The organism is Micromonospora sp. NBC_00362, from assembly GCF_026342155.1.
GTDB classification, from domain to species: domain Bacteria; phylum Actinomycetota; class Actinomycetes; order Mycobacteriales; family Micromonosporaceae; genus Micromonospora; species Micromonospora hortensis.
The window spans coordinates 5,671,001-5,692,260 of sequence record NZ_JAPENH010000001.1 but is presented as its reverse complement, the minus strand read 5'-3'; the positions used below and the strand labels follow the sequence as shown (position 1 = coordinate 5,692,260).

22 protein-coding genes are annotated in these 21,260 nt (G+C 71.5%); 11 read left to right on the top strand and 11 right to left on the bottom strand.

All coding sequences use genetic code 11. The annotated features are described in order from the left end of the window. Positions 1-24: 24 nt before the first annotated feature. The 4 genes from OG992_RS26270 to OG992_RS26255 all read right to left on the bottom strand — a co-directional run bounded on the left by OG992_RS26270 (position 25) and on the right by OG992_RS26255 (position 3,437). Positions 25-435 (bottom strand): VOC family protein, encoded by a 411-nt coding sequence (locus OG992_RS26270; protein WP_238687375.1) that lies wholly within the window; start codon positions 433-435, stop codon positions 25-27. A 5-nt stretch (positions 436-440) separates the two neighbouring features. Further along, on the bottom strand, positions 441-890 hold the full coding sequence (locus OG992_RS26265) for a helix-turn-helix transcriptional regulator (RefSeq protein ID WP_238687376.1): 450 nt from the start codon (positions 888-890) through the stop codon (positions 441-443). Positions 891-961: 71 nt separating this feature from the next. Beyond that, positions 962-1,921: a DNA polymerase domain-containing protein gene (locus tag OG992_RS26260; protein WP_238687377.1), complete on the bottom strand. Its 960-nt coding sequence runs from the start codon at positions 1,919-1,921 to the stop codon at positions 962-964. A gap of 31 nt (positions 1,922-1,952) precedes the next feature. Further along, positions 1,953-3,437, bottom strand: coding sequence for an MFS transporter (locus tag OG992_RS26255; protein WP_238687378.1), 1,485 nt, complete (start codon positions 3,435-3,437; stop codon positions 1,953-1,955). A 74-nt stretch (positions 3,438-3,511) separates the two neighbouring features. On the opposite strand from OG992_RS26255, the gene OG992_RS26250 reads away from it, so the two are divergent. The 3 genes from OG992_RS26250 (at position 3,512) to OG992_RS26240 (ending at position 6,882) form a co-directional block, all read left to right on the top strand. Then, positions 3,512-3,946 carry a helix-turn-helix domain-containing protein gene (locus OG992_RS26250; protein ID WP_238687379.1) on the top strand — a complete coding sequence of 145 codons (435 nt, stop codon included), beginning with the start codon at positions 3,512-3,514 and terminating at the stop codon, positions 3,944-3,946. Between the two features lie 102 nt (positions 3,947-4,048). Continuing rightward, positions 4,049-4,636, top strand: a complete 588-nt coding sequence (locus OG992_RS26245; protein ID WP_238687380.1) for a TetR/AcrR family transcriptional regulator — start codon at positions 4,049-4,051, stop codon at positions 4,634-4,636. Continuing rightward, positions 4,636-6,882: an MMPL family transporter gene (locus OG992_RS26240; RefSeq protein WP_266304537.1), complete on the top strand. Its 2,247-nt coding sequence runs from the start codon at positions 4,636-4,638 to the stop codon at positions 6,880-6,882. Before OG992_RS26245 ends, OG992_RS26240 begins: the two co-directional genes overlap by 1 nt. Before the next feature lie 101 nt (positions 6,883-6,983). On the opposite strand, the gene OG992_RS26235 is transcribed toward OG992_RS26240, so the two are convergent. Continuing rightward, a complete protein-coding gene (locus OG992_RS26235; protein WP_266304536.1) occupies positions 6,984-8,240 on the bottom strand; it encodes an erythromycin esterase family protein in 1,257 nt (418 codons plus the stop codon). A gap of 128 nt (positions 8,241-8,368) precedes the next feature. On the opposite strand from OG992_RS26235, the gene OG992_RS26230 reads away from it, so the two are divergent. Further along, positions 8,369-8,560 carry a DUF2795 domain-containing protein gene (locus OG992_RS26230; RefSeq protein ID WP_266304535.1) on the top strand — a complete coding sequence of 64 codons (192 nt, stop codon included), beginning with the start codon at positions 8,369-8,371 and terminating at the stop codon, positions 8,558-8,560. A 218-nt stretch (positions 8,561-8,778) separates the two neighbouring features. On the opposite strand, the gene OG992_RS26225 is transcribed toward OG992_RS26230, so the two are convergent. After that, a complete protein-coding gene (locus OG992_RS26225) occupies positions 8,779-9,681 on the bottom strand; it encodes a Gfo/Idh/MocA family protein (protein ID WP_266304534.1) in 903 nt (300 codons plus the stop codon). A 324-nt stretch (positions 9,682-10,005) separates the two neighbouring features. Here OG992_RS26225 and OG992_RS26220 point away from each other — a divergent pair, with 324 nt between their 5' ends. Continuing rightward, positions 10,006-10,398 (top strand): hypothetical protein, encoded by a 393-nt coding sequence (locus OG992_RS26220; RefSeq protein WP_266304533.1) that lies wholly within the window; start codon positions 10,006-10,008, stop codon positions 10,396-10,398. After that, the gene (locus OG992_RS26215; protein ID WP_091405972.1) at positions 10,391-10,807 is read left to right on the top strand and encodes a hypothetical protein; all 417 of its coding nucleotides are present in this window, start codon (positions 10,391-10,393) and stop codon (positions 10,805-10,807) included. Before OG992_RS26220 ends, OG992_RS26215 begins: the two co-directional genes overlap by 8 nt. Positions 10,808-10,911: 104 nt before the next feature. Here the strand turns inward: OG992_RS26215 and fabG are convergent, their stop codons facing one another. Both fabG and OG992_RS26205 read right to left on the bottom strand, forming a co-directional pair. Continuing rightward, positions 10,912-11,670, bottom strand: a complete 759-nt coding sequence (gene fabG, locus OG992_RS26210) for a 3-oxoacyl-ACP reductase FabG (protein ID WP_266304532.1) — start codon at positions 11,668-11,670, stop codon at positions 10,912-10,914. 43 nt (positions 11,671-11,713) lie between these two features. Continuing rightward, a complete protein-coding gene (locus tag OG992_RS26205) occupies positions 11,714-13,366 on the bottom strand; it encodes an alpha-amylase family protein (RefSeq protein WP_238687387.1) in 1,653 nt (550 codons plus the stop codon). A gap of 110 nt (positions 13,367-13,476) precedes the next feature. Between OG992_RS26205 and OG992_RS26200 the strand changes: the two genes are divergently transcribed. Continuing rightward, positions 13,477-14,091, top strand: a complete 615-nt coding sequence (locus OG992_RS26200) for a DUF1349 domain-containing protein (RefSeq protein WP_266304531.1) — start codon at positions 13,477-13,479, stop codon at positions 14,089-14,091. 69 nt (positions 14,092-14,160) lie between these two features. Further along, entirely contained in the window at positions 14,161-14,832 is a 672-nt protein-coding gene (locus tag OG992_RS26195) for a DedA family protein (protein ID WP_266304530.1), read from the top strand. Positions 14,833-14,883: 51 nt separating this feature from the next. Here OG992_RS26195 and OG992_RS26190 read toward each other — a convergent pair whose 3' ends face one another. The 3 genes from OG992_RS26190 to OG992_RS26180 all read right to left on the bottom strand — a co-directional run bounded on the left by OG992_RS26190 (position 14,884) and on the right by OG992_RS26180 (position 17,514). Next, positions 14,884-16,299 (bottom strand): chitinase, encoded by a 1,416-nt coding sequence (locus tag OG992_RS26190; protein WP_266304529.1) that lies wholly within the window; start codon positions 16,297-16,299, stop codon positions 14,884-14,886. A 63-nt stretch (positions 16,300-16,362) separates the two neighbouring features. Then, entirely contained in the window at positions 16,363-17,118 is a 756-nt protein-coding gene (locus OG992_RS26185; protein ID WP_238687391.1) for a YidC/Oxa1 family membrane protein insertase, read from the bottom strand. A gap of 102 nt (positions 17,119-17,220) precedes the next feature. Then, a complete protein-coding gene (locus tag OG992_RS26180) occupies positions 17,221-17,514 on the bottom strand; it encodes a DUF6412 domain-containing protein (protein WP_266304528.1) in 294 nt (97 codons plus the stop codon). Positions 17,515-17,676: 162 nt separating this feature from the next. On the opposite strand from OG992_RS26180, the gene OG992_RS26175 reads away from it, so the two are divergent. From OG992_RS26175 to OG992_RS26165, 3 genes are all read left to right on the top strand, one after another. Next, positions 17,677-18,813 (top strand): glutamate--cysteine ligase, encoded by a 1,137-nt coding sequence (locus OG992_RS26175; RefSeq protein WP_091405989.1) that lies wholly within the window; start codon positions 17,677-17,679, stop codon positions 18,811-18,813. A gap of 23 nt (positions 18,814-18,836) precedes the next feature. Beyond that, positions 18,837-20,213 (top strand): FAD-dependent oxidoreductase, encoded by a 1,377-nt coding sequence (locus tag OG992_RS26170; RefSeq protein WP_266304527.1) that lies wholly within the window; start codon positions 18,837-18,839, stop codon positions 20,211-20,213. A gap of 72 nt (positions 20,214-20,285) precedes the next feature. Beyond that, positions 20,286-21,254: a LacI family DNA-binding transcriptional regulator gene (locus OG992_RS26165; RefSeq protein ID WP_266305277.1), complete on the top strand. Its 969-nt coding sequence runs from the start codon at positions 20,286-20,288 to the stop codon at positions 21,252-21,254. The last annotated feature ends 6 nt before the right edge of the window (positions 21,255-21,260 follow it).

Below are 21,260 nucleotides of genomic sequence, written 5' to 3'. Positions count from 1 at the left end.
CTCCATCTGTCGGGCGCGCAGGACTCAGCGCACTTCCTGGATGCGGACCATGTTGCCCGCCGGATCGCGGAAGGCACAGTCGCGCACGCCGTACGGCTGCTCGGTCGGCTCCTGGACGACCTCGGCGTCGCTGGCCTCCAGCTTGGCGAAGGTGGCGCCGAGGTCGGTGGTGGCGAGGTTGACACCGAAGTAGCTGCCCTTGGCCATCAGCTCAAGGATCGTCTGCCGCTCGTCGTCGGTAATACCGGGGTTGGCGGCCGGCGGGTGCAGGACGATGGCGGTGCTGGGCTGGCCGACCGGCCCGACCGTGATCCACCGCATCCCCTCGTACCCGACGTCGAGGCGGACCTCGAAACCGAGGATGTCGCGGTAGAAGGCCAGCGAGGCCTCCGGGTCGGTGTGCGGAAGAAAACTCGAGTGAATGGTGATGTCCATGCTGGTCACGCTAGTTGCGGCTCGGTGACCCGCGCTTCTCGATTCCTGACCGGTCTGGTCACCTGCTTCGCCACGCACGACGGCATTCCCGCCGTCGCCTGCGCCGCCTGCCGCCGGTAGACGCTGGGCGGCACGCCCACCAGCTCCGTGAAGCGGGTGCTGAAGGTGCCCAACGACGAACAACCGACAGCGAAACAGACGTCGGTGACGCTCAGGTCGCCACGGCGCAACAGGGCCATCGCCCGCTCGATCCGTCGGGTCATGAGGTAGCTGTACGGAGATTCGCCATAGGCGAGCCGGAACTCGCGGCTGAGGTGCCCGGCCGACATGTGCGCGCCACGGGCGAGCGCCTCGACGTCCAACGGAGACGCGTATTCCCTGTCGATCCGGTCGCGGACCCGACGCAGCCGCGCCAGGTCGGCCAGTCGCTGGGCCGCGTCGGATTTGCTGCTCACCTGCGAAATCGTGCCACAACCCACCGACAATCCGCCGCACGCCGAGCGCGGGCGGGGGTCCGACCAGCCGGTCAGCCGGCCTCGCGGCGGGCGCGGGCTCGGCGCTTCCCCTCGTGCATGGCCTGCACCCTGGCCACCGGGATGGTCCGGCCCTCGGCCACCAGGTCGGCGGGGAGCGGTTGCGGGGCCGGCATCAGGGCGGCCCACGGGTCGCCGTCGGCGAGCAGCGCTGGCGCGGTCCGGATGGTGAAGTCGGCGGGGGTCACCTCGGTCAGGTCGGCCCAGTCGACCGGAAACGAGACCGGCATTCCCGGGCGCAGCCGGGGGCTGTACGCGGCGGCCACTGTCGCACCGCCCGCCCGGGTGGCGTCCACGAAGACCCGGCCACCCCGGTCCTCCTTGATGTACGCCGTGGTGGCCAACGCCGGGTCGAGCCGCTCGGCGCGGACGGCGAGGGCCCGGGTGGCGGCGGCCAACTCCTCGGCCGTTGGTTCGTCGGTCACCGGGACGAAGACGTGCACGCCCTTGGCGCCGCTGGTCTTGACGGCGCCGGCCAGGCCGGCGTCGGCGAGCGCCTGACGGACCAGCAGGGCGGCGTCGACCGCCGCGCGGAACCCGTCGCCGTCCGGCGGGTCCAGGTCGAGGATCAGGTGGGTCGGGCGGTGCAGATCCGCCACGGTGGCCAGCGTCGGGTGGTACTCCACCGCCCGCTGGTTGGCGAACCAGAGCAGGGTGCGGCGGTCGTCGCAGAGGGCGTACGAGATCTCCCGGTGCGACGCCTCCGCCCAGACCGGCGCCCGGCGGACCCAGTCCGGGGTGTACCGGGGCAGGTTCTTCTGCATGAACGGCGGCTGGCCGGGGCGGACCCTGATCACCGACAGCGGCCGGCCCCGCAGCTGCGGGAGGATCCGGTCCCGGACCGCGTCGAGGTAGTCGACCAGGTCACGCTTCGTCGCGTCGTCGCGGTCGGACAGCGGCTGGTCCAGGTTGGTCAGGGCCACGCCGTCCCGGGTCTCGTCAGCCTCGCTCACCCGACCACCCTCCCGGCCCCGCTGCCGTCGGTCAACTGGACGCGGCGCTTCGGTACGAATCGATTCCGGCACCAACCCCGGCCGGATCCGACGGATCGGTGACCGGCGACGGCCGGGCCGGGCGTCGGGGCACCGTGGTCAGCGCCACCAGCCACGCGGCGACCACCAGACCGGCGGCCACGGCGAACGCGGTCCGGTAGCCGCCGGCGAGCGCGGCGGTCTCGGCCCAGCCGGCGGCTCGCAGCCCGTCGCTGCGGGTGGCGGCCAGGGTGGCCAGCGCGGCCAGGCCGACCGCCCCGCCGACCTGTTGGGTGGTGTTTGCCAGGCCGGAGGCGAGCCCGGCGTCGGTGTCGGTCGCGCCGGCCATGGCGAGTGTGGTGACCGCCGGCAGGGTCAGGCCGCCGGCCACCCCGAAGATCACCATCGCGGGGAGCACGTCCGCTACGTAGGCGCCGTCGGCGGGCAGTCGGGCAAGCAGGAGGAAGCCGACGGTCGCCAGGCCGAGCCCGACCAGCAGAACGCTCCGGGCACCGAAGCGGGCGATCAGCCGACCGGCCAGGCCGAGCGAGACCACGGCGATCACGACCGGGGTGGGAAGGAAGGCCCAGCCGGTCGTGGCGGCGTCCAACCCCAGCACCAGTTGCAGCTCCACGGCGAGCAGGAACTGGAATCCGAAGTACGCGCAGACCATGAGGAACTGCACGGCGTTCGCCGCCACCAGGCCCGGGACGCGCAGCACCCGGGACGGCACCAGCGGGGTCGCCGCCACCCGTTGGCGCAGCGCGAACCCGCCGAGCAGCAGCGCCGCGAGGGCCACCGCGCCGAGCGTCCGAGGGCTGGTCCAGCCGTGCTCGCCCGTCCCGACGATGCCCAACACGGCGACCATCAGACCGGCGGTGGCGAGCAGCGCGCCGGGCAGGTCCAGGCCGGCGCGCAGGCCGATCCCTCGTTCGGCAGGGAGCCGGCGGAGGGCCGCGATGAGGATGGCCACCCCGATCGGCACGTTGACCAGGAAGATCGTCCGCCAACCGGCGGCCTGGGTGAGCACCCCTCCGGCGACAGTGCCTACCGACGCGCCGGCGGCGCCGGTGAAGCTGAAGACGGCGATGGCGCGGGCCCGCTCGGCCGCTTCGGGATAGAGCCGAACGATCATGCCGAGGCTGACCGCCATGGCCAGCGCGCCTCCGACGCCCTGCCCGAACCGCGCGGCCACCAGCACTGCCGGCCCGGTGGCAACCGCGCAGGCCAGCGAGGCCAGCGTGAACAACGCGACGCCGGCCAGGAAGACCCCGCGCCGGCCCAGCAGGTCACCGAGCCGGCCGGCGAGCAGCAGCAGCCCGCCGAACGCGACCAGGTAGGCGTTCACCACCCAGGCCAGGCCAGCGGCGCTGAAGCCCAGGTCGCGTTGGATGGCGGGCAGCGCCACCGCGACCACTGTGCCATCCAGGATGATCATCAGGCTGCCGGCGCAGAGCACCAGCAGCGCCGGCCAACGGGATGGGACGACACGCTCCACGAAACCCTCCTTGGTGCACGGTTTGTTACCGAGGTCATCGTCTGTGACCATGAACCGGAGCGGAAGGAGGCACTTTGATGTCCCAGAGGAACAGCGATGTGTCCGCGCTGGTCGAGGCCGAGCTGACCTGCGCAGCCGAGAACGTGCCGTTCACCCCGGGTCAGGCTCGGGCGTGCACGGTCCGCGAGGTGCTGGACCGGGTCGGCGGCAAGTGGAGCATCGGCATCCTGGTGGCCGCCTCGCACGGGCCGGTGCGCTTCACCGAGTTGGAGCGGCACATCGAGGGGATCAGCCGCCGGATGCTCACCCTGACGCTGCGCAACCTGGAACGGGACGGCCTGCTGCACCGCACGGTCTACCCGACCGTCCCGCCCAAGGTCGAATACACAGCCACCCCGATGGCGCTGGAGCTCTACGAGTCGCTCGTCGCGCTGACCAGCTGGGCCGAGCGGCACCGCCGGGCCATCGCCGAGGCGCGGACCAGGTACGACACCCAGCACGCCGGATAAAACCCGCCAGGGGTGTGGTGAACGCCACCGCTTCCATCTGACCGATCGGTCAGGGTCTGACCGATCGGTCAGGCATGCTGGTCTGCGGGAGGTGGACCGGGCATGGCCAGAGCGGTACCCGACACGCACGGCGAGATCCTCGCCGCGGCGGCACGACAGTTCACGGTGACCGGCTACCGGGGCACCTCCCTGCAGGACATCGCCCGGGAGGTCGGCTGCTCCAAGGCCACTGTGCTCTACCACTTCGCCAACAAGGAAGCCCTGCTCGCCGAGCTGATGGCCCCCGCGATCGAGGTGCTCCGCAGCCTCGACGACCAGCTCACCGGTCTGACCGGAGCTGCCGCGCAGGAGGTCGCCGCACAGGGCTTCGTCGACCTCGCGGTCCGGTTCCGGCAGGAGATCGCGGTACTGCGCGGCGAGTTCCCGGAACTGCTGTGCCAGCCGGCCTTCGCACACATCCAGGAGATCTCCGACCGGCTGCGGGATGCGTTGGCCGGGCACTCCGACCGGCCGGGCGCCCGGATCGCCGCGCTGGTGCTGCTCGCCGGCATCTCCGAGGCGTGCGGCGAGTTCGCCGACATCCCCGACGACGAACTGCGCCTCGCCCTGCTCACCCTCGCCCGACGGGCAGTCGAACCCGTCGACGCGCCACTGCCCCATCCACCCACGACCGAGGACAAGGACTCCTGATGGCCACCCTGCTCTACCGGCTCGGCCGGGGCGCGTTGCGCCGGCGACGGCTCGTCGTCGCGCTCTGGCTCGTCGTACTCGTCGCCGCCGGCCTGGCCGCGGCGACCCTGCGCGGCCCGACGGCGAGCAACTTCACAATGCCCGGCACCGAGAGCCAGCGCGCGCTCGACCTGCTGGCCGACCAGTTCCCCGCTGCCAGCGGCGCCACCGGCACCATCGCGGTCAAGGCGCCCGCCGACGGCCAACTGGCCACCCCGCAGGGTCAGGCAGTGGTGCAGGAGCTCGTCCAGCAGGCGTCGGCACTGCCCGGCGTGGTCGGCGCGGTCAACCCGCTCCAGGTCGGCGCGGTCTCACCCAACGGCCGGTACGCGCTGGTCCAGGTCCAGTTCGCCAGCGGCGGGGACGACGTCACCGACGAGCAGCGCACCGCGTACGAGCAGGTTGGCGCAGCGGCGAAGGCGCAGGGCTGGCAGGTAGCCCCCGGCGGTGAGGTGCTCGGCGGCGAGCCGGAGATCGGCTCCACCGAGGCGCTCGGCGTACTGGTCGCCGCTATCGTCCTGATCATCACGTTCGGCTCCCTGGTCGCCGCCGGCATGACGATGCTCAACGCGCTGATCGGCGTGGGCGCCGGCATGGCCGGACTGTTCGCGCTGAGCGGCGTCGTCCAGCTCACCAGCACCGCGCCGATCCTGGCGCTGATGCTCGGTCTCGCGGTCGGCATCGACTACTCACTCTTCATCACCTCCCGACACCGGCAGAACCTGCTCGACGGCCTGTCCCCGGAGGAGGCGGTCGGCCGGGCCGTGGGCACCGCCGGCTCGGCAGTGGTCTTCGCCGGCGCCACAGTGGTCATCGCCCTGGCCGGGCTCGCCGTGGTGGACATCCCGTTCCTCACCGTGATGGGTCTCGCCGCCGCCGGCACCGTCACGGTCGCCGTCCTGGTAGCCATCACCCTCCAGCCGGCGTTGCTCGGCTTCGCCGGTCGCCGGGTGCTCCCCCGCCGGCTGCGCTCCGTTTCCACCGACGGCACCGCCACCGACGGCACCGCCGTTGACGAGGACGACTCGGACGTCACCGATCGGCCGGCCGCGACGACGACCACGACCACGACCGAGGAGCGCAACCGGTTCGGTTTCCGCTGGGCGCGACTGGTCACCCGGTTCCGCGTACCGGTCATCCTGGTCGGCCTGCTCGGCCTGGGGCTGCTCGCGCTGCCCACGCCGGACATGCGGCTGGCCCTGCCTGGCGCCGCGACGGCCGCCGTCGGCTCACCCGCCCGGGTGGCGAACGACCTGACCGTCGAGGGCTTCGGAGCGGGCTTCACCGGCCGGCTCGCGGTGGTGGTGGCCGGCGACACGCCACAGGCCACCTCGGCTGCCGTACCGCAGGTCACCGCCCTACTCCAGCGCACCGAGAACGTCCTCGCGGTGGCGCCACCCCAGCTCAGCCCGGACGGCCGGACCGCGCTGCTCGGCGTGGTGCCCAAGACCGGCCCGACCGACGAGGCCACCGAGACCCTGGTGCACGACATCCGTGGCGCGGTGAGCGGTATCCCCGGCGCGGAGGTACTGCTCACCGGCGTCACCGCCATCGGCATCGACGTCTCCGAGAAGCTCTCCGACGCGCTACCGATCTACCTGCTGCTGGTGGTCGGGCTCTCGGTGCTGCTGCTGATGCTGGTGTTCCGCTCGCTGCTGGTGCCGATCAAGGCGGCGCTGGGCTTCCTGCTCACCGTCGCCGCCACGTTCGGCATCACCGTGGCCGTCTTCCAGCAGGGGCACCTCGCCGACCTGGTCGGCCTGGACACGCCCGGCCCGCTGATCAGCTTCCTGCCGATCCTGCTCATCGGCATCCTGTTCGGGCTCGCCATGGACTACGAGGTGTTCCTGGTGTCCCGCATGCGGGAGGACTTCGTGCACGGTGAGACGGCCCGACAGGCCACCATCAGCGGCATGGGGCACGGCGCACGGGTGGTCACGGCCGCCGCGCTGATCATGATCTCGGTCTTCGGGGGCTTCGTCTTCCTGGAGGACCCAGTGATCAAGTCGATGGGCTTCGCGCTCGCCATCGGTGTCGCCATCGACGCGTTCGTGGTCCGGATGACCATCGTCCCGGCGGTGATGTCGCTCCTTGGCGACCGCGCCTGGTGGCTGCCCCGCTGGCTCAACCGCGCCCTGCCCAACGTGGACATCGAAGGCGAGGGCCTGCGCACCCACCTAGAAGACCGCACCCCAACCCGCGTCTAACCCGCACCCCTGTCGATCATGGAGTTGTGGTGCCCGTCGTGCCCCGATCAGAGGCCTTCGTCCAGCACCACAACTCCGTGATCGACGCGAGCAGGCGGCCGTCAGACGCCTGCCGGGTAGGTTTCCATCTCGCCCGGAACCGCTGGCACCGGTAGCGGGTGCAGGGCCGTGGTGTCGTCGCACCAGATGAAGGCGTCGTAGCGGTCGCCGAGCCGGGTGGGCACGTAGTTGCCCCAGGACTCGAACGACGGGTCGTAGACGACCCCGATCGCCCGGTGGTCCACGGTGTCGGTGACCCAGCCCGGCTGGTCGTCACCGCCGAAGATCAGCACCGCCCGCTCCGGCATCAGTTCGTGCAACCGCCGCTCGATCGAGCCCTCCCGGGCCGGGGGCACCACCATCGCCTCGGGCGGCGAACCCCAGCGGGGTGCGGCGATCACGGTCCCCCGGTAGCTGCCGAAGCCGACCAGGGCCACCGCGTCCTCGCCGTGCCGCTCCCTGGCCAACTGACCAATGTTGACCATCCCATCGGCGGCCATGTCGGTGGCTCGCGCATCCCCGACGTGCGTGTTGTGCGCCCAGACGATGCCTCGGGCGTCGGGGCCGTACCGGTCCAACAGCCGGTCCAGGGTGTCCTGCATGTGGGTGTCGCGGATGTTCCACGAGTCCGGCCCGCCGGCCACCATCGCCCGGTAGTAGCGCTCGGCGCCGGCCACCACCTCCGCGTTCTGCCAGGCCGAGAAGCGGTCCGGGCCGTCGGAGAGGGCGTGTTCGCGGGTCCGGGCGAGCAACCGGACAACTTCCTCCTCGCACCGGGCGGAGACGAACCGGCTGGCAGCGCCGTACTCCTCGATCCTCTTGCCGTACGGTTCGAAGCACCGGTACGCGTCCTGCGCCGCCTCCAGCGACTTCGGGTCCTCCTCCCCCAGGTAGTCGAAGATCGCCTGCATCGACTCCCAGAGGCTGTAGACGTCGAGGCCGTGGAACCCGGCCCGTTGCTCCTCCGGCCGCTCCACGTTCCAGGCCCGCAACCAGCTCGCGAACCGGGCCACCTCGGCATTGGCCCACATCCAGGTCGGCCATCGCTCAAACTGATCGAGTGCGAGCTGCGGTTCGAGCGCACCGCCCGGCGCGGCAGTCACCGAACGGTGCACCCGGTCGCAGTCGGGCCAGTCACCCTCAACGGCGACGAAGGAGAAACCGCACTCCGCGATCAACCGGCGGGTGAGCTGCTCGCGCAACCGGTAGTAGTCGTAGCTGCCGTGGGTGGACTCACCGATCATCACCACCCTGGCGTTACGAACGCGCTCCAGCAACGGGTCGAAATCGCTCGGCGCGCCGAGCCGCTGAACCAGCATGCCAGCGGCTACCCGGCCGCCGCTGCGGCAAACCGTGCGCGCGTCGCGGGCCGACACGCCGGCCGCCGGGCCGTCGTGGGCCCCAACCAAGCCGGTGTACGACCACCGCGAGCGGGTAGCCGGCCGACATGACCGTCACCGGGGTTCAGTTGCAGGAGTACCTGGCCGGGCTCGACTACCCGGTCTCCCGCGAGGACCTGATCCGCTGGGGTCAGGAGAACGGGGCCAGCACGGCGATGTTGCAGATGCTCCAGGCCCTACCACCCGAGCAGTTCAACTCCCCCGACGAACTGAACGCCGCCCTCTCCACCGCCACCTAAACCGACCCAGCCCCGCCCCGCCCCGCCCGAACCCGGGTGCCCGGCCCGAACCCGACCCGGCCCGACCCGGCCCGGCCCGCCCCGGCTCGACTCGGCCCCGGTGATCAAGAGGTTTGCGTCATGCCCTGTGGCGTGTCGTGACGCAAACCTCTTGATCAACCTGAGCTGGTGGGTGGGTGGGTGGGGTGCGACGGGACCCGGGGGGCCGGGTTGGGGGGTTAGGGGATTGGGATGGTGCGGGATTCGGCGCGGGCGGTTTCGGCGGCGGCGAGGATGGCGACGACCTCGCGGCCGAAGCGGACGTCGCAGCGGTGGTCCCGGGTGCCGGCCCGCACCTGCTCGACCAACTGGTCGATGGCGACGCCGAACGCGGTAGCGGCGTCGTTCTCGCCGAACGGGACGTTCTCGATGCCGTTCTCGCCATAGAACACGAACTCCCGGGCCATCGACTCGGTCGCGGCATCCAGGGAGAGCGACGCGCTGCTCGTGGCACCGCCCTCGTGGGTGAGCAGCAGATGCACCATCCCGCTCGGTCCGTCCATCGCCGCCACCTGCGTCACCCGACCCAGCACCGGCAGGAGGATCGAGAGCGCGTGCGGGGCGATGTCCCAGAGCGCGCCGTGCTCGCGACGCCACAACGAGCCGCCGTACGGGCTGCCGTCCTGGAAGATCGAGGCGAACGCGGTGGTCCGGCCATGCTGCCAGCCTCCCGCGGCGGCGGTGGCGGCGAGGAACGCTGTCACGTTCGGCTGGAACCGCTGGGTGAAGAAGACGACCGAGGCGACCCCGGACTCCTCGGCGGCGGCCACCACCCGGTCGGCGTCGGCCACGCTGAGCGCCAGCGGCTTGTCCAGCAGCAGGTGGCGGCCGGCGCGGGCGGCCCGGACCGCGATGTCGGCCTGGATGTCCGGCGGCAGGGCGACGGCAATCGCCTCGCACTGCTCGATCAGCGCGTCGACGTCGGCGTAGGCCGGCACGCCGTACCGCTCGGCCAGCGCGGAGGCACGCTCCGGGTTGCGGCCCCACACTCCGACCAGTTCCGCGTCGGGATGTGCGTGCAACGCCTTCCCGTGCGTCTCGATCGCCCAGTGACCGGTGCCGAACAAGCCGAACCGCAGCACGTGTACCTCCGCTGTTTCCCCGCACCGCGACAACGCCACGGACGTGATCCACGCTAGTCGCCCGGGCGGCCATGACGGCGGCGGGTTCGACCAATCGAAGCAGCTCACCTTCACTTCCAGACTCGGAACGACGGACCGGACCCGCTCCTTGCCATCTCCGTCCACTGGCCGCAAGCAGACGACTGACGCCCATCCGAGGAGCGTGGGCACCGGGGCCGCGGACCCCTCGACGGGTGCGCGTCACACCCGGAGAGGCAGGGCACTCCTTTACTACGACGGTTAGTAGGCTGTGCCGGTGACCGAGGCAACGACCGGGTGGTGCCGGTGACCAGCGTGGGCGCCGATTCGCCGGTGGACGGGATCGTCGCGACAGTGCCGATCGTGCTGTCGCTGCTCGTGGCGGTGTGGGCGCTGGTGGCGGCGGTACGCCACCGGCCACCGGACCGGTTGCAGTTCGTCGGTCTGGCCGTCGTCGAGGTGGCGTTGTTGGTGTTGAGCGTGCTGGCGCTGATCGCGGTGGGCGGCGGGGATCGGCCCGGCGAGCCCGGTGCCTTCTTCGGCTACCTCGTCACGCTGGTGTGCCTGCCACCCCTGGCCTGGGTGCTGGCCCGGATGGAACCGACCCGCTGGGGCTCGGCGATCGTGTGCGCGGTCTGCCTCGTGGCCCCGGTGGTGGTGGTCCGGTTGCAGCAGACCTGGGAGGTGCTCGGTGGTTGAGACAGGATCGGCCCGGCAGCGTACGAACTCCGGCCCGGGTCGGCTGTTGATCGCGGTCTACCTGCTCTTCGCCATCGCGGCGACGAGTCGGGCGGGCTTGCAACTCGCCACGAAGTTCGACGAGGCGCCGGTGGCGTACCTGCTCTCCGGTGTCGCCGCGCTCATCTACATCGTGGCGGCTGTGGGGTTGGCCCGCGCCGGTCACACCGGCCGTCGGGTGGCGCTGGCGTGCTGCTCGGTGGAGCTGGTCGGGGTGGTCGCGGTCGGCATCCTGAGCCTGGTCGACAAGGACCTCTTCCCGGACGAGACGGTCTGGTCGCAGTTCGGCAGCGGGTACGGCTACATCCCGTTGGTGCTGCCGGTGCTCGGCCTGATCTGGCTCTGGCGCACCCGCCGCGCACCCGCCTGACCCGCCGCGCACCCGCCTGACCCGCCGCGCACCCGCACGAGGGCGCAGACCCGGCGACGAGGGCGCCGGCTCACCTGCCGGAGCGCCCTCGTCGGGAGTACGGGTCAGTCCCGTGGGCCGCCCGCGACGTAGATGACCTGACCGGAGACGAAGCCCGCGCCCTCGCTCGCCAGGAACGAGATGGTGTGCGCGACGTCCTCCGGCCGACCCGGGCGACGAACCGGGATCTCGGCGGCGGCGTGCTTCTGGAAGTCGTCGAAGTCGACCTTCATGCGGGCAGCGGTGGCGGCCGTCATGTCGGTGACGATGAAGCCGGGCGCGACAGCGTTCACTGTCACCCCGAACGGACCCAGCTCGATGGCGAGCGTCTTGGTGAAGCCCTGGAGACCGGCCTTGGCGGCGGCGTAGTTCGCCTGGCCCCGGTTGCCCAGCGCGGAGGTGCTGGAGAGGTTGACGATCCGCCCCCACTTCTGGTCCACCATGTGCTTCTGGGCGGCCTGGCTGAACAGGAACGCGCCGCGCAGGTGCACCCCCATCACCGTGTCCCAGTCGGCGTTGGTCATCTTGAACAGCAGGTTGTCGCGGAGCACACCGGCGTTGTTGACCAGCACGGTGGGCGCGCCCAGTTCGGCGGCGACGCGGCTCACCGCCGCCTCGACCTGGTCCCGGTCGGACACGTCGGCGCCCACTCCGAGTGCCCGGCCACCGGCACCGGCGATGGCGTCCACCGTCTCCTTGGTGGCCGCCTCCTCGATGTCGACCACGGCGACTGCCATTCCGTCGGCGGCCAGCCGTCGGGCGGTGGCCGCGCCGATGCCGCGTGCGGCTCCGGTGACGATGGCGACGCGGGACTCCTCCGACATGATTACCTCCCGGTAACTTGGGGTCGATCGGAGGAGCTTAACCTCAACAGGCCGACCCTCGGCATAGGCGAATCCACCGGTATCCGTAGCCGGAGACCTTCACCGCGCCGAGCTTGCCCAACTCTCCGTAGCCACGGTCGGCGAGCACGTCGATCGGCAGGTCGGCCTCCGGTTCGAGGCTGCTGAGGTCCACCTCGACGTCGTCGGTGCCCAGGTTGTGCACGAAGACCATCGTCCCGGTCGGCCCGTCCGCCCGGTGCGTCAGCACGCCGGGCGGCACCGGCACGTCGATGTGGCTGGTCGAGCCGGAGCCGATCTCCGGCGCCTCCCGCAGCGTGCGGATCATGCGCTCGAACCAGGCGAGCAGCGACTTCGGGTCGCCCCGCTGGGCGGTGACGTTCACCGTCTGGTAGCCGAACTCACCCTTGTCGATGACCGGGCGGACCAGCTTCTCCGGGTCCGCCGTGGAGAAGCCGGCGTTCGGCTGGTACGACCACTGCATCGGGGTACGGATCGCGTCCCGACCGCGCAGCGACAGGTCCTCACCCATCCCGATCTCCTCGCCGTAGCGCAGAACCGGCGTACCGCGCATCGAGAACTGCAGGGCGTACGCCAGCTCGATGCGCCGCCGGTCGTTGCCGAGCATCGGGGCGAGCCGGCGACGGATGCCCCGGTCGTAGATGCGCATGTTCTCGTCCGGGCCGAACTCCGCGTACACCTGGTTGCGCTGTTCGGTCGTCAGCCGGGACAGGTCGATCTCGTCGTGGTTGCGCAGGAAGGTGGCCCACTGCCCACCGACCGGCAGCTTCGGGGTGTCGTGCAACGCGTCGATCAACTGCTCCGGGTCCTGGCGGGCCAGGGAGAGCATGAGTCGCCCGTTGAGCATGAAGTCGAAGAGCATGTGGATCCGGTTGCCGGAACCGCTGGCATCGCCGAAGAACGTCGGTAGCTGGTCCGGCTCGACGTTCGCCTCGGCCAGCAGGACGGCGTCGCCGCGGCGCCACTGGACGTGCTGGCGCATTTCGGTGAGGAACTCGAAGTCCTTCGGGGAGTTCGGGTTGCCCGGTTCGGTCAGCTCGATGATGAACGGCACCGCGTCCATCCGGAAACCGGAGACGCCGAGCTGGAGCCAGAACGACATGATCTTCTTGATCTCGTCCCGGACCTGCGGATTGGCGAAGTTGAGGTCCGGCTGGAACTTGTAAAACCGGTGGTAGAACCACGCCTTGGCGGTCCGGTCGTAGCTCCAGGTCTCGTCCTGCTCGCCGGGGAAGACCATGCCCTGGTGCCGGTCGTCCGGCTCGGTGTCGGACCAGACGTACCAGTCCCGGTAGGGCGAGTCCGGCGAGGAGCGGGCGGACTGAAACCACGGGTGCTCGTCGGAGGTGTGGTTGACCACCAGGTCGATGATCACGCGGATGCCCCGGTTCTGCGCCTGGTGCAGCAGCTCGGCGAAGTCGCCCAGGGTGCCGAAACGCGGGTCCACGTTGTAGAAGTCGGTGGCGTCGTAGCCGTCGTCACGGTTGGGCGACGGGTGGATGGGGTGCAGCCACAGGCAGGTCACCCCGAGCCGGGCCAGGTAGTCCAGCCTCCCGATCAGCCCACGGATGTCACCGACCCCGTCGCCGTCGGAGTCGGCGTACGTGTCGATGTCGAGGCAGTAGACGACGGCTTCGGAATACCAACGGTCACCCATGTCGGAGGAACATCTCCGTTCGGTCACCGCGGCAAACCCGTCCGGCGGGCGCGGGGCGGGCGGCGCACGGCGGGCGGCGGGCGGCACACGGCGTTGGCTACCGTGCCGTCATGGAGAACGACCTCGTACCGCCGAGCGAACTGTTGGACTGGTCCCGGGGCAGCTGGCTGAACCCGCCGGTACGCGTCGAGGAGGGCCCGGCCGGCGAGTTGGTCGTCGAACCGGCGGCGGAGAGCGACTTCTGGCGACGGACCAGCTACGGCTTCGTGCACGACAACGGCCCGGCCCTGCTGGCGCCGCTGCCGGTGGGCACCGCCATGGAGGTGAGCTTCCGGCTCGACTTCTCGGCGCAGTTCGACCAGGCCGGGGCGTTCGTCCGCGTCGACGAACGGACCTGGACCAAGGCCGGTGTCGAGGTGAGCGACGGCGAGGCGCAGCTCGGCGCCGTGGTGACCCGGGAGTTCTCCGACTGGTCGGTGGGGCCGGTGCCGGAGTGGGCGGACCGGGAGGTGACCGTCCGGGTCAGCCGGGCCGGCGACGCGCTGACCATCCGCGCCCGGGTCGACGACGAGCCGTGGCGACTGGTCCGGCTCGCCCCGCTGGACCCGACGGCCGAGGCCGTCGCCGGCCCGTTCTGCTGCGCGCCGTCCCGCGCCGGCCTGACAGTGGTGTTCACTGGTTGGCGGCAGGGGCCGGCGGACACCGCGCTGCACCCGGAGCACTGAGCGCAGGTGTGGTTCGCGCCCCGCTGGGTATGACCATCCGATCCCCGACAGCCGACCGGAAGGACGACCATGGCGTACGCCCAGGCTGGCGACCCGTCCGAGTTCACCGGGTTGACCGGCTGGGTGGCCTCGGTGATCGAGGCGATGGGCCCGGTCGGAGTGGCGCTGCTGGTGGCGCTGGAGAGCATCGTTCCGCCGATCCCCAGTGAGATCGTGCTGGCCCTCGCCGGTTTCCTGGCGCACGAGGGTGAGTTCAACGTCTTCCTCGTGGTGCTGGCCGCGACGGTCGGCTCGCTGGTCGGCGCGTTGGTGCTCTACTGGCTGGGCGCGGCGCTGGGCGAGGAACGGCTCAAGCGCTGGCTGGACCACATCCCGTTGGTGGACAGCGACGACCTGGAGAAGGCCGACAAGTGGTTCGAGCGGCACGGTCGGTGGGCGGTGCTGATCGGCCGGGTGGTGCCGGTGGTCCGCAGCCTGGTTTCCGTGCCGGCCGGGGCGAACCGGATGCCGCTGGGTGAGTTCATCCTGCTCACCACCATCGGCAGTGGGGTGTGGAACGGTCTCATCGTGGGAGCCGGTTACGCGCTCGGACGCCGTTGGCAGGACGTCGAGCGCTACAGCGACTGGTTCAACTACGCGATCGTCGCGGTCTTCGTCGTGATGGTGGCCAGTTGGGCGATCCGTAAGGTTCGCAAGCGTCGGGACCGCGGCGACCGGCGGTCGGTGACCGCCGGTCGCTGATCCGCGTTCCCGCTCACCGCCGGCGTCCGGTCCGGACGCCGGCGAGCGCGGTCAGGGCAGGGTGTCCAGGTGTGGGCCCACCGTGTTGGCGAAGCCGTTGCCGTTGCTGACGTCCCAGTTCACCGACCAGGTCATCGCGCCCCGAATGCCGGGGTAGGTGCGCGGCGGGCGGAAGCTGCCGCAGTTGGTGCCTCGGGCCAGGCAGTCCAGGGCGGCGTTGACCACGCTGGGCGCGACGATGCCGCCGCCAGCCGCTCCCGCTCCGGCGGGCAGGCCGAGGCCGACCTGGTCGGGGCGGAGCCCGGCCTCCAACTGGATGCAGGCCAACGCGACGATGAAGTTCACGGTGCCCTGGCCGTACGCGGCGTTCTGGTCGCAGCCGAGCATGGCGCCGGAGTTGTAGTACTGGGTGTTGACGACGGTGAGGATGTCCTTGATGTCGAGCGCCAGCTTGAAGTAGCCGCCGGCCGGGTTCTGCATGTCGATGGTCTGCGGCGCCATCGCGATGATCAGGCTCGACCCGACAGCGGCCCGCAGCGCACGCAGCGCCTGCGCCATGTAGGTCGGGTTGAGCCCGTTCTCCAGGTCGATGTCGATCCCGTCGAAGCCGTACCGGGCGATCAACGCGGCTGCCGTGTCGGCGAACGCGGTGGCCGACGCGGCGTTGTTCACTGTTACCCGGCCGGTCTCACCACCGACGGAGAGGATCACCCGCTTGCCCCGGCTGTGCAGGGTGCGCACGTCGGCGGTGAAGTCCGCGTCGGTGTAGCCGCCGAGCGCGGCGGCCAGCCCGGGGTCGACGCCGAAGGTGAGCGCGCCGGGAGTCGCGGTGGCCTCGGCGAAGGCGACCGCCACCAGGTCGTACTCGGCGGGGACGTCGCGGAGCCGCAGCTCGACGGCGGGGTTGTCGAAGTTGTGCCAGTACCCGGTGAGCAGGTGTTTCGGCAGCCCACCGGTGGGCGGGTCGGTGGGCGGTGGCGTGGTGGGCGGTGGCGTGGTGGGCGGTGGCGTGGTGGGCGGCGGCGTGGTGGGCGGAGGCGTGGTGGGCGGTGGCGTGGTCGGTGGGGTACCGCCGCCGCAGGACGCGCCGTTGAGCTGGCAGCCGCTCGGTGAGCCGGAGCCGCTGGCCAGGAAGCCGAAGGAGACCGACGCGCCCGGGACGATCGCGCCGTTCCACGATCGGTTGGTGAAGGTGTGCCGCTGGCCGGACGAGCTGAGCAACGCGTCCCAGTAGCTGCCGAGGGTGGTGCCGGACGGCAGGTCGAAGGCGAGGTTCCAGCCGTTGATGGTCGAGCTGCCGCCGTTGGTGATGGTGTACTTCCCCTCCCAGCCGGAGCCCCAGTCGGCGGTCTTGACGAAGCTGGCGGTGGCCCCGGCGGCGTACGCGGGCAGCGCCACCCAGGCCGCGCCGAGTGTCGCCGCGAGGGCGGCTACGAGGGACAGGACAAGGGATCTGGAGCGTTTCATGCGACCCTCCGGGCCCGGACGGGCATTTATGGACGTCAACGTTGCTGCCAATTATTAAGACAGTTAACTGTTTCTGTCCAGGGGGCGCGTCGGGACCGCCTGCGGGCGGCGGAGCACCGCCTGCTCAAGAGCCGACCACACGCTGGTGGTCACCAGGTAGATCACTGCGGCGAGCGGCAGCACCAGCGCCACCAGCACCGTCGTGAAGGGCAGCAGGGGCAGCAGCCGGCCGAGCGTAGCCGCCCCCGGCCCCTCGGCCGGCGTACCGGCCACAGTGCCCACCGCAGCCGACGCCCGGCGGGCCCGCCGCGACGACCACCAGGCCACCACCAGCAACACCACCAGCAGTACGCCGAACAGCGGTCCGGCCGCACCGGCCAGCCCGTCGCTGAGATGGTGACCCAGTGGCACGCCGGCCAACCGCTCGTCCAGCACCCCGGTGCCACCCTCGCTGGTGCTGAACAACCGGTACAGCACCAGCAGGAACGGCGCCTGGATGAGCAGCGGCAGGCAGCCGGCGATCGGGTTCGCGCCAGCCTCGCGGTACAACGTGAACACCTCGCGCTGAAGCGTCGCCGGGTCGTCGGCGTACCGCTTCTGAAGGTCACGCACCTGCGGGGCGAGCGCCGCGCGGCGCCGCTCACCACGGACCTGCGCGACGGTCAGCGGCGAGATCAGCAGGCGGACGGCGATGGTGAAGAGCACGATGGCGGCGGCGGTCGCCCCGCCGCCGGCCAGTGGTTCGAGCAGCTCGGTGAGCCAGGACAGCGCGCTGCCGGCAGCGGCGACAGCGTCATGCAGTGGTGCGAAGGCAAGCATGGGAAGCCCCTCGGTCCGATTCCGGTGAGGCCCTCCCCCGGGCGGTATCCGCTCAGCAGGGGTGGCCGGTGACGGCGGGATCGGCCGCGCGGCGGCGAGGCGCTACGCGGCCGAGGGGTGCCCCGGAGCACGGGGACGAGGCCGGCCGGCGGCATCCGGGTCGATCTGGCGGGGCATCCGGCGACTTCGGGAGCGGGCCCGCAGGCCGGCCCACCGTGGCCCGGCACCGGGCGCGCCCGCCCGGTCGTGCACCCGGGCCGCCAGCACCACCGCGAGCAGGACCAGGGCGGTCAGCGCGGCGCCCGCCAGCAGGTCGACCGGTCGGCCCGCGAGCAGAGTGAGCTGGGCGAACGCGGACATCCACGCGACCCCGACATAGCCCAGCAGCACCGGCACCGGCTCAGCATAGGACCCGCTGTCACGTCACCCAGCCGAATCCGGCGCGGCCCGCCCTCCAACGCCGCGTCGCCGCCACGTTTCCCGGCATCGCCACGTTGGGTAACCACGAAGGACCGGCGCGGACGGACCGCGAACGGTAGGAACGGACGGGTGATGTCGATGACGGGTCAGGTGGCGGAGGCGCCCAGCGACATGGCTGCGGCGACCGGGTTGCTCACCGTGGGTGTCGAGGAGGAGTTCCTGCTCGTCGACCCGCACACCGGGGCCGCGGTTCCGGCCGTGGACCTGGTCATGGAGCAGGTGCCGGCCGAACTTCGCGGGCAGGTGGAGCGGGAGTTCCAGACCAGTCAGATCGAGATCGGCAGCCCGCCCGGCCTGGAGCTCTCGTCGATCCGGCACTCCCTCGGCGTCCTGCGTCGGGCGCTCTCCGACGCCGCCGAGCGGGCCGGCGTACGCCTGCTCGCCATCGGCACCGGCCCGGTGGACGGCCCGGTGCCGCCAGTGGTGGACAAGCCCCGCTTCGACCGGATGATCGAGCGGTTCCGGCTGCTCGTCCCCGGCCCCGGCAACAACGGCATGCACGTACACGTCGGGGTGCCCGACCCGGACACCGGCGTGCAGGTGCTCAACCACGTACGGCCGTGGCTGCCAATGTTGCACGCGGTCACCACCAACTCGCCGTTCTCCCGGGGCGAGGACACCGGCTACGCCAGTTGGCGCTCGGTGGAGTGGGAGCGCTGGCCGTCGGTGGCGCCGACGCCGTTCCTGGAGTCGCACGAGCACTACCAGCGGCTGATCCGCCAGTTGATCTCCAGCGGCGTGATGCTCGACGAGGGGATGCTCTACTGGTACGCCCGCCTGTCGGCGAAGTATCCGACCGTGGAGCTGCGGATCGGCGACGTCTGCCCGTCGGTGGACGACGCGGTGCTGGTCGCCGCGCTGGTCCGGGCGCTGGTGGCCACCGCCATGGCGGATGTCGAGGCCGGCCGACCGGCGTTGCAGACCGACCACCACCTGCTGGTCGGGGCGCACTGGCGGGCCGCCCATGACGGCCTGGAAGGTGAAGCCGTCGACGTCACCAACGGTGAGCTGCGCCCGGCCTGGGAGCTGTTGGACCGGTTCGTGGAGCGGATGCGGCCGGCGCTGGAGCAGCACGGCGACTGGGCCGAGGTGACCGACCTGCTGGGTGGGTTGCGCCGGCACGGCAGCGGCGCGGCGCGGCAGCGCGCGGTGTTCGAGCGCACAGGCCGACTCACCGACGTGGTGCAGGACGTCGCGCGGCAGACCCGCGGCTGATCACCGCATGACAGGATGAACCCGTGGCGCAACGGCTGATCGTCATCGGCGGGGACGCCGCCGGAATGTCGGCGGCGTCCCAGGCCCGACGCCGCCGTGACCGTGGCGACCTGGAGATCGTGGTCTTCGAGCGGGGCAACTTCACCTCCTACTCGGCGTGCGGCATCCCGTACTGGATCAGTGGCCTGGTGCCCGGCCCCGAGGCGTTGATCGCCCGGACCCCGGAGACGTTCCGCACCGACTACGCGATGGACGTCCGGATGCGTCACGAGGTCACTGCCATCGACCTGGAACGCCGCGAGGTGGTCGCGCGGGACCTGAAGGGCGGCGAGGTCCGCGAACGCTTCGACGACCTGATGTACGCCACCGGCGCGGTGCCGGTGAAACCGTCGTGGGCGATCACCGACGCGGGCGGCGTGTTCGGCATGCAGACCCTCGACGACGGCGCGGCGCTACGCGACTGGCTGGACGCCGACCCGCAGCCGCGCCGGGCCGTGGTGGTCGGCGGCGGGTACATCGGCGTCGAGATCGCCGAGGCCCTCATCCAACGCGGCCTCTCGGTGACCCTGGTGGAGGCCGGCGAGCAGCCCATGTCGACTGTCGACAGCGACATGGGCGAGCTGGTCGCCGAGGCGATGCGCGGGCTCGGCATCACGATCCGCGGCAGCCTGCCGGTGACCGGCCTGGAGGAGCGGGACGGCCGGGTGTCCGCCGTGGTCACCGCCGAGGGGCCGATCCCGACCGACGTCGTGGTCATGGGTCTGGGCGTACGCCCCAACGCCGCGCTCGCGGAGGCGGCCGGGCTGCCCCTCGGCCCGACCGGTGCGATCCGGGTGGACCGGCGGATGCGGGTGCCCGGGCACCCCGGGGTCTGGGCGGCCGGTGACTGCGTGGAGACCCTGCACCGGGTCAGCGGGTTGCCGGTGCACGTGCCGCTCGGCACGCACGCCAACAAGCAGGGCAGGGTCGCCGGGATCAACATCGGCGGCGGGTACGCCACCTTCACGGGCGTGATCGGCACGGCGGTGACGAAGGTCTGCGACCTGGAGGTGGGTCGGACGGGTCTGCGCGAGCGCGACGCCACGGCTGCCGGCTTCGAGTTCGTCTCGGTGATCGCCGAGTCGACCAACCGGGCCGGCTACTACCCGGGCGCCCGGCCGATGACCGTCAAGCTGATCGCCGAGCGCCCCAGCGGCCGGTTGCTCGGCGCGCAGATCGTCGGGTGGTCCGAGGCGGCCAAACGGATCGACTCGCTGGCCGTGGCGCTGTGGAACGGCATGACGGTGGACGATATGACACAGCTGGACCTGGGCTACGCTCCGCCGTACGCGCCGGTCTGGGATCCGGTGCTCATCGCCGCCCGAAAAGCGGTCGACGCGCTCGCCGCCCTCGACCGTTGACCCGCGCCCGCCGTGGAGGACCACCCCGTGACCCAGACCCCGACCCGGCCGACAGTGCGTCGGCGTCCCACGATGGTCGACGTGGCCCGGCGGGCCGACGTCAGCCTGAAGACGGTCTCCCGGGTCGTGAACGACGAGCCGGTCGGCCAGGAGTTGGTCGGCCGGGTCCTGGCCGCCATCGCCGAGCTGGGCTTCCGGCGCAACGACATCGCTCGTAACCTGCGCTCCCGGCAGCTCAACGCCACGGTCGGGCTGCTGATCGAGGAGATCGCCAACCCGTTCTACGCGACCATCGCGAGCGTCGCCGCCGAGATCGCCGCCGCCCACGGCACCATGCTGATCACCGCGTCGTCGGAGGAGGACCCGGAGCGCGAACGCGCCCTGCTCCAGGACTTCACCCAACGCCGCGTCGACGGCCTGCTGGTGGTGCCGGCGGGCCTGGACCACTCGTTCCTGCGTCGGGAGGTCGAGCTGGGCATGCCTGTGGTGTTCCTGGACCGGCCGCCGCAGGGGCTTCAGGCCGACGCCGTGCTGTTGGACAACCGGGGTGGCAGCCACGCCGGGGTGAGCGCGCTGCTCGACGAGGGGCATCGACGGGTGGGGCTGCTGCTCGGCGCTCCGAGCGTACCCACGATGCGGGAGCGGCTGGCCGGGGCACGGGCGGCACTGGACGCCGCCGGGGTCGAGCCGGACGAGTCGCTGATCCGTGAGCGGCTCATCGCTCCCGAGGAGGCCAGCCGGGCGGTGGCCGCGCTGCTCGACCTTCCGGAGCCGCCCACCGCGTTCTTCTGCGCCAACAACCGGCTCACCGTCGGCGCGCTCCAGGAGCTGCACCGGCGGGGCAGTGACGCCGCGCTGGTCGGCTTCGACGACTTCGAGCTGGCCCACCTGATGCCCCGACCGCTGACCGTCGTCGCCTACGACACCCGGGAGCTGGCGAGGGTCGCCACAGAACGGCTGTTCGAGCGCATAGCCGGCGACGACTCCCCACCGACAACCACGGTGCTCCCCACGCGGCTCCGACCCCGCGGCCTCACCTGACCCCCG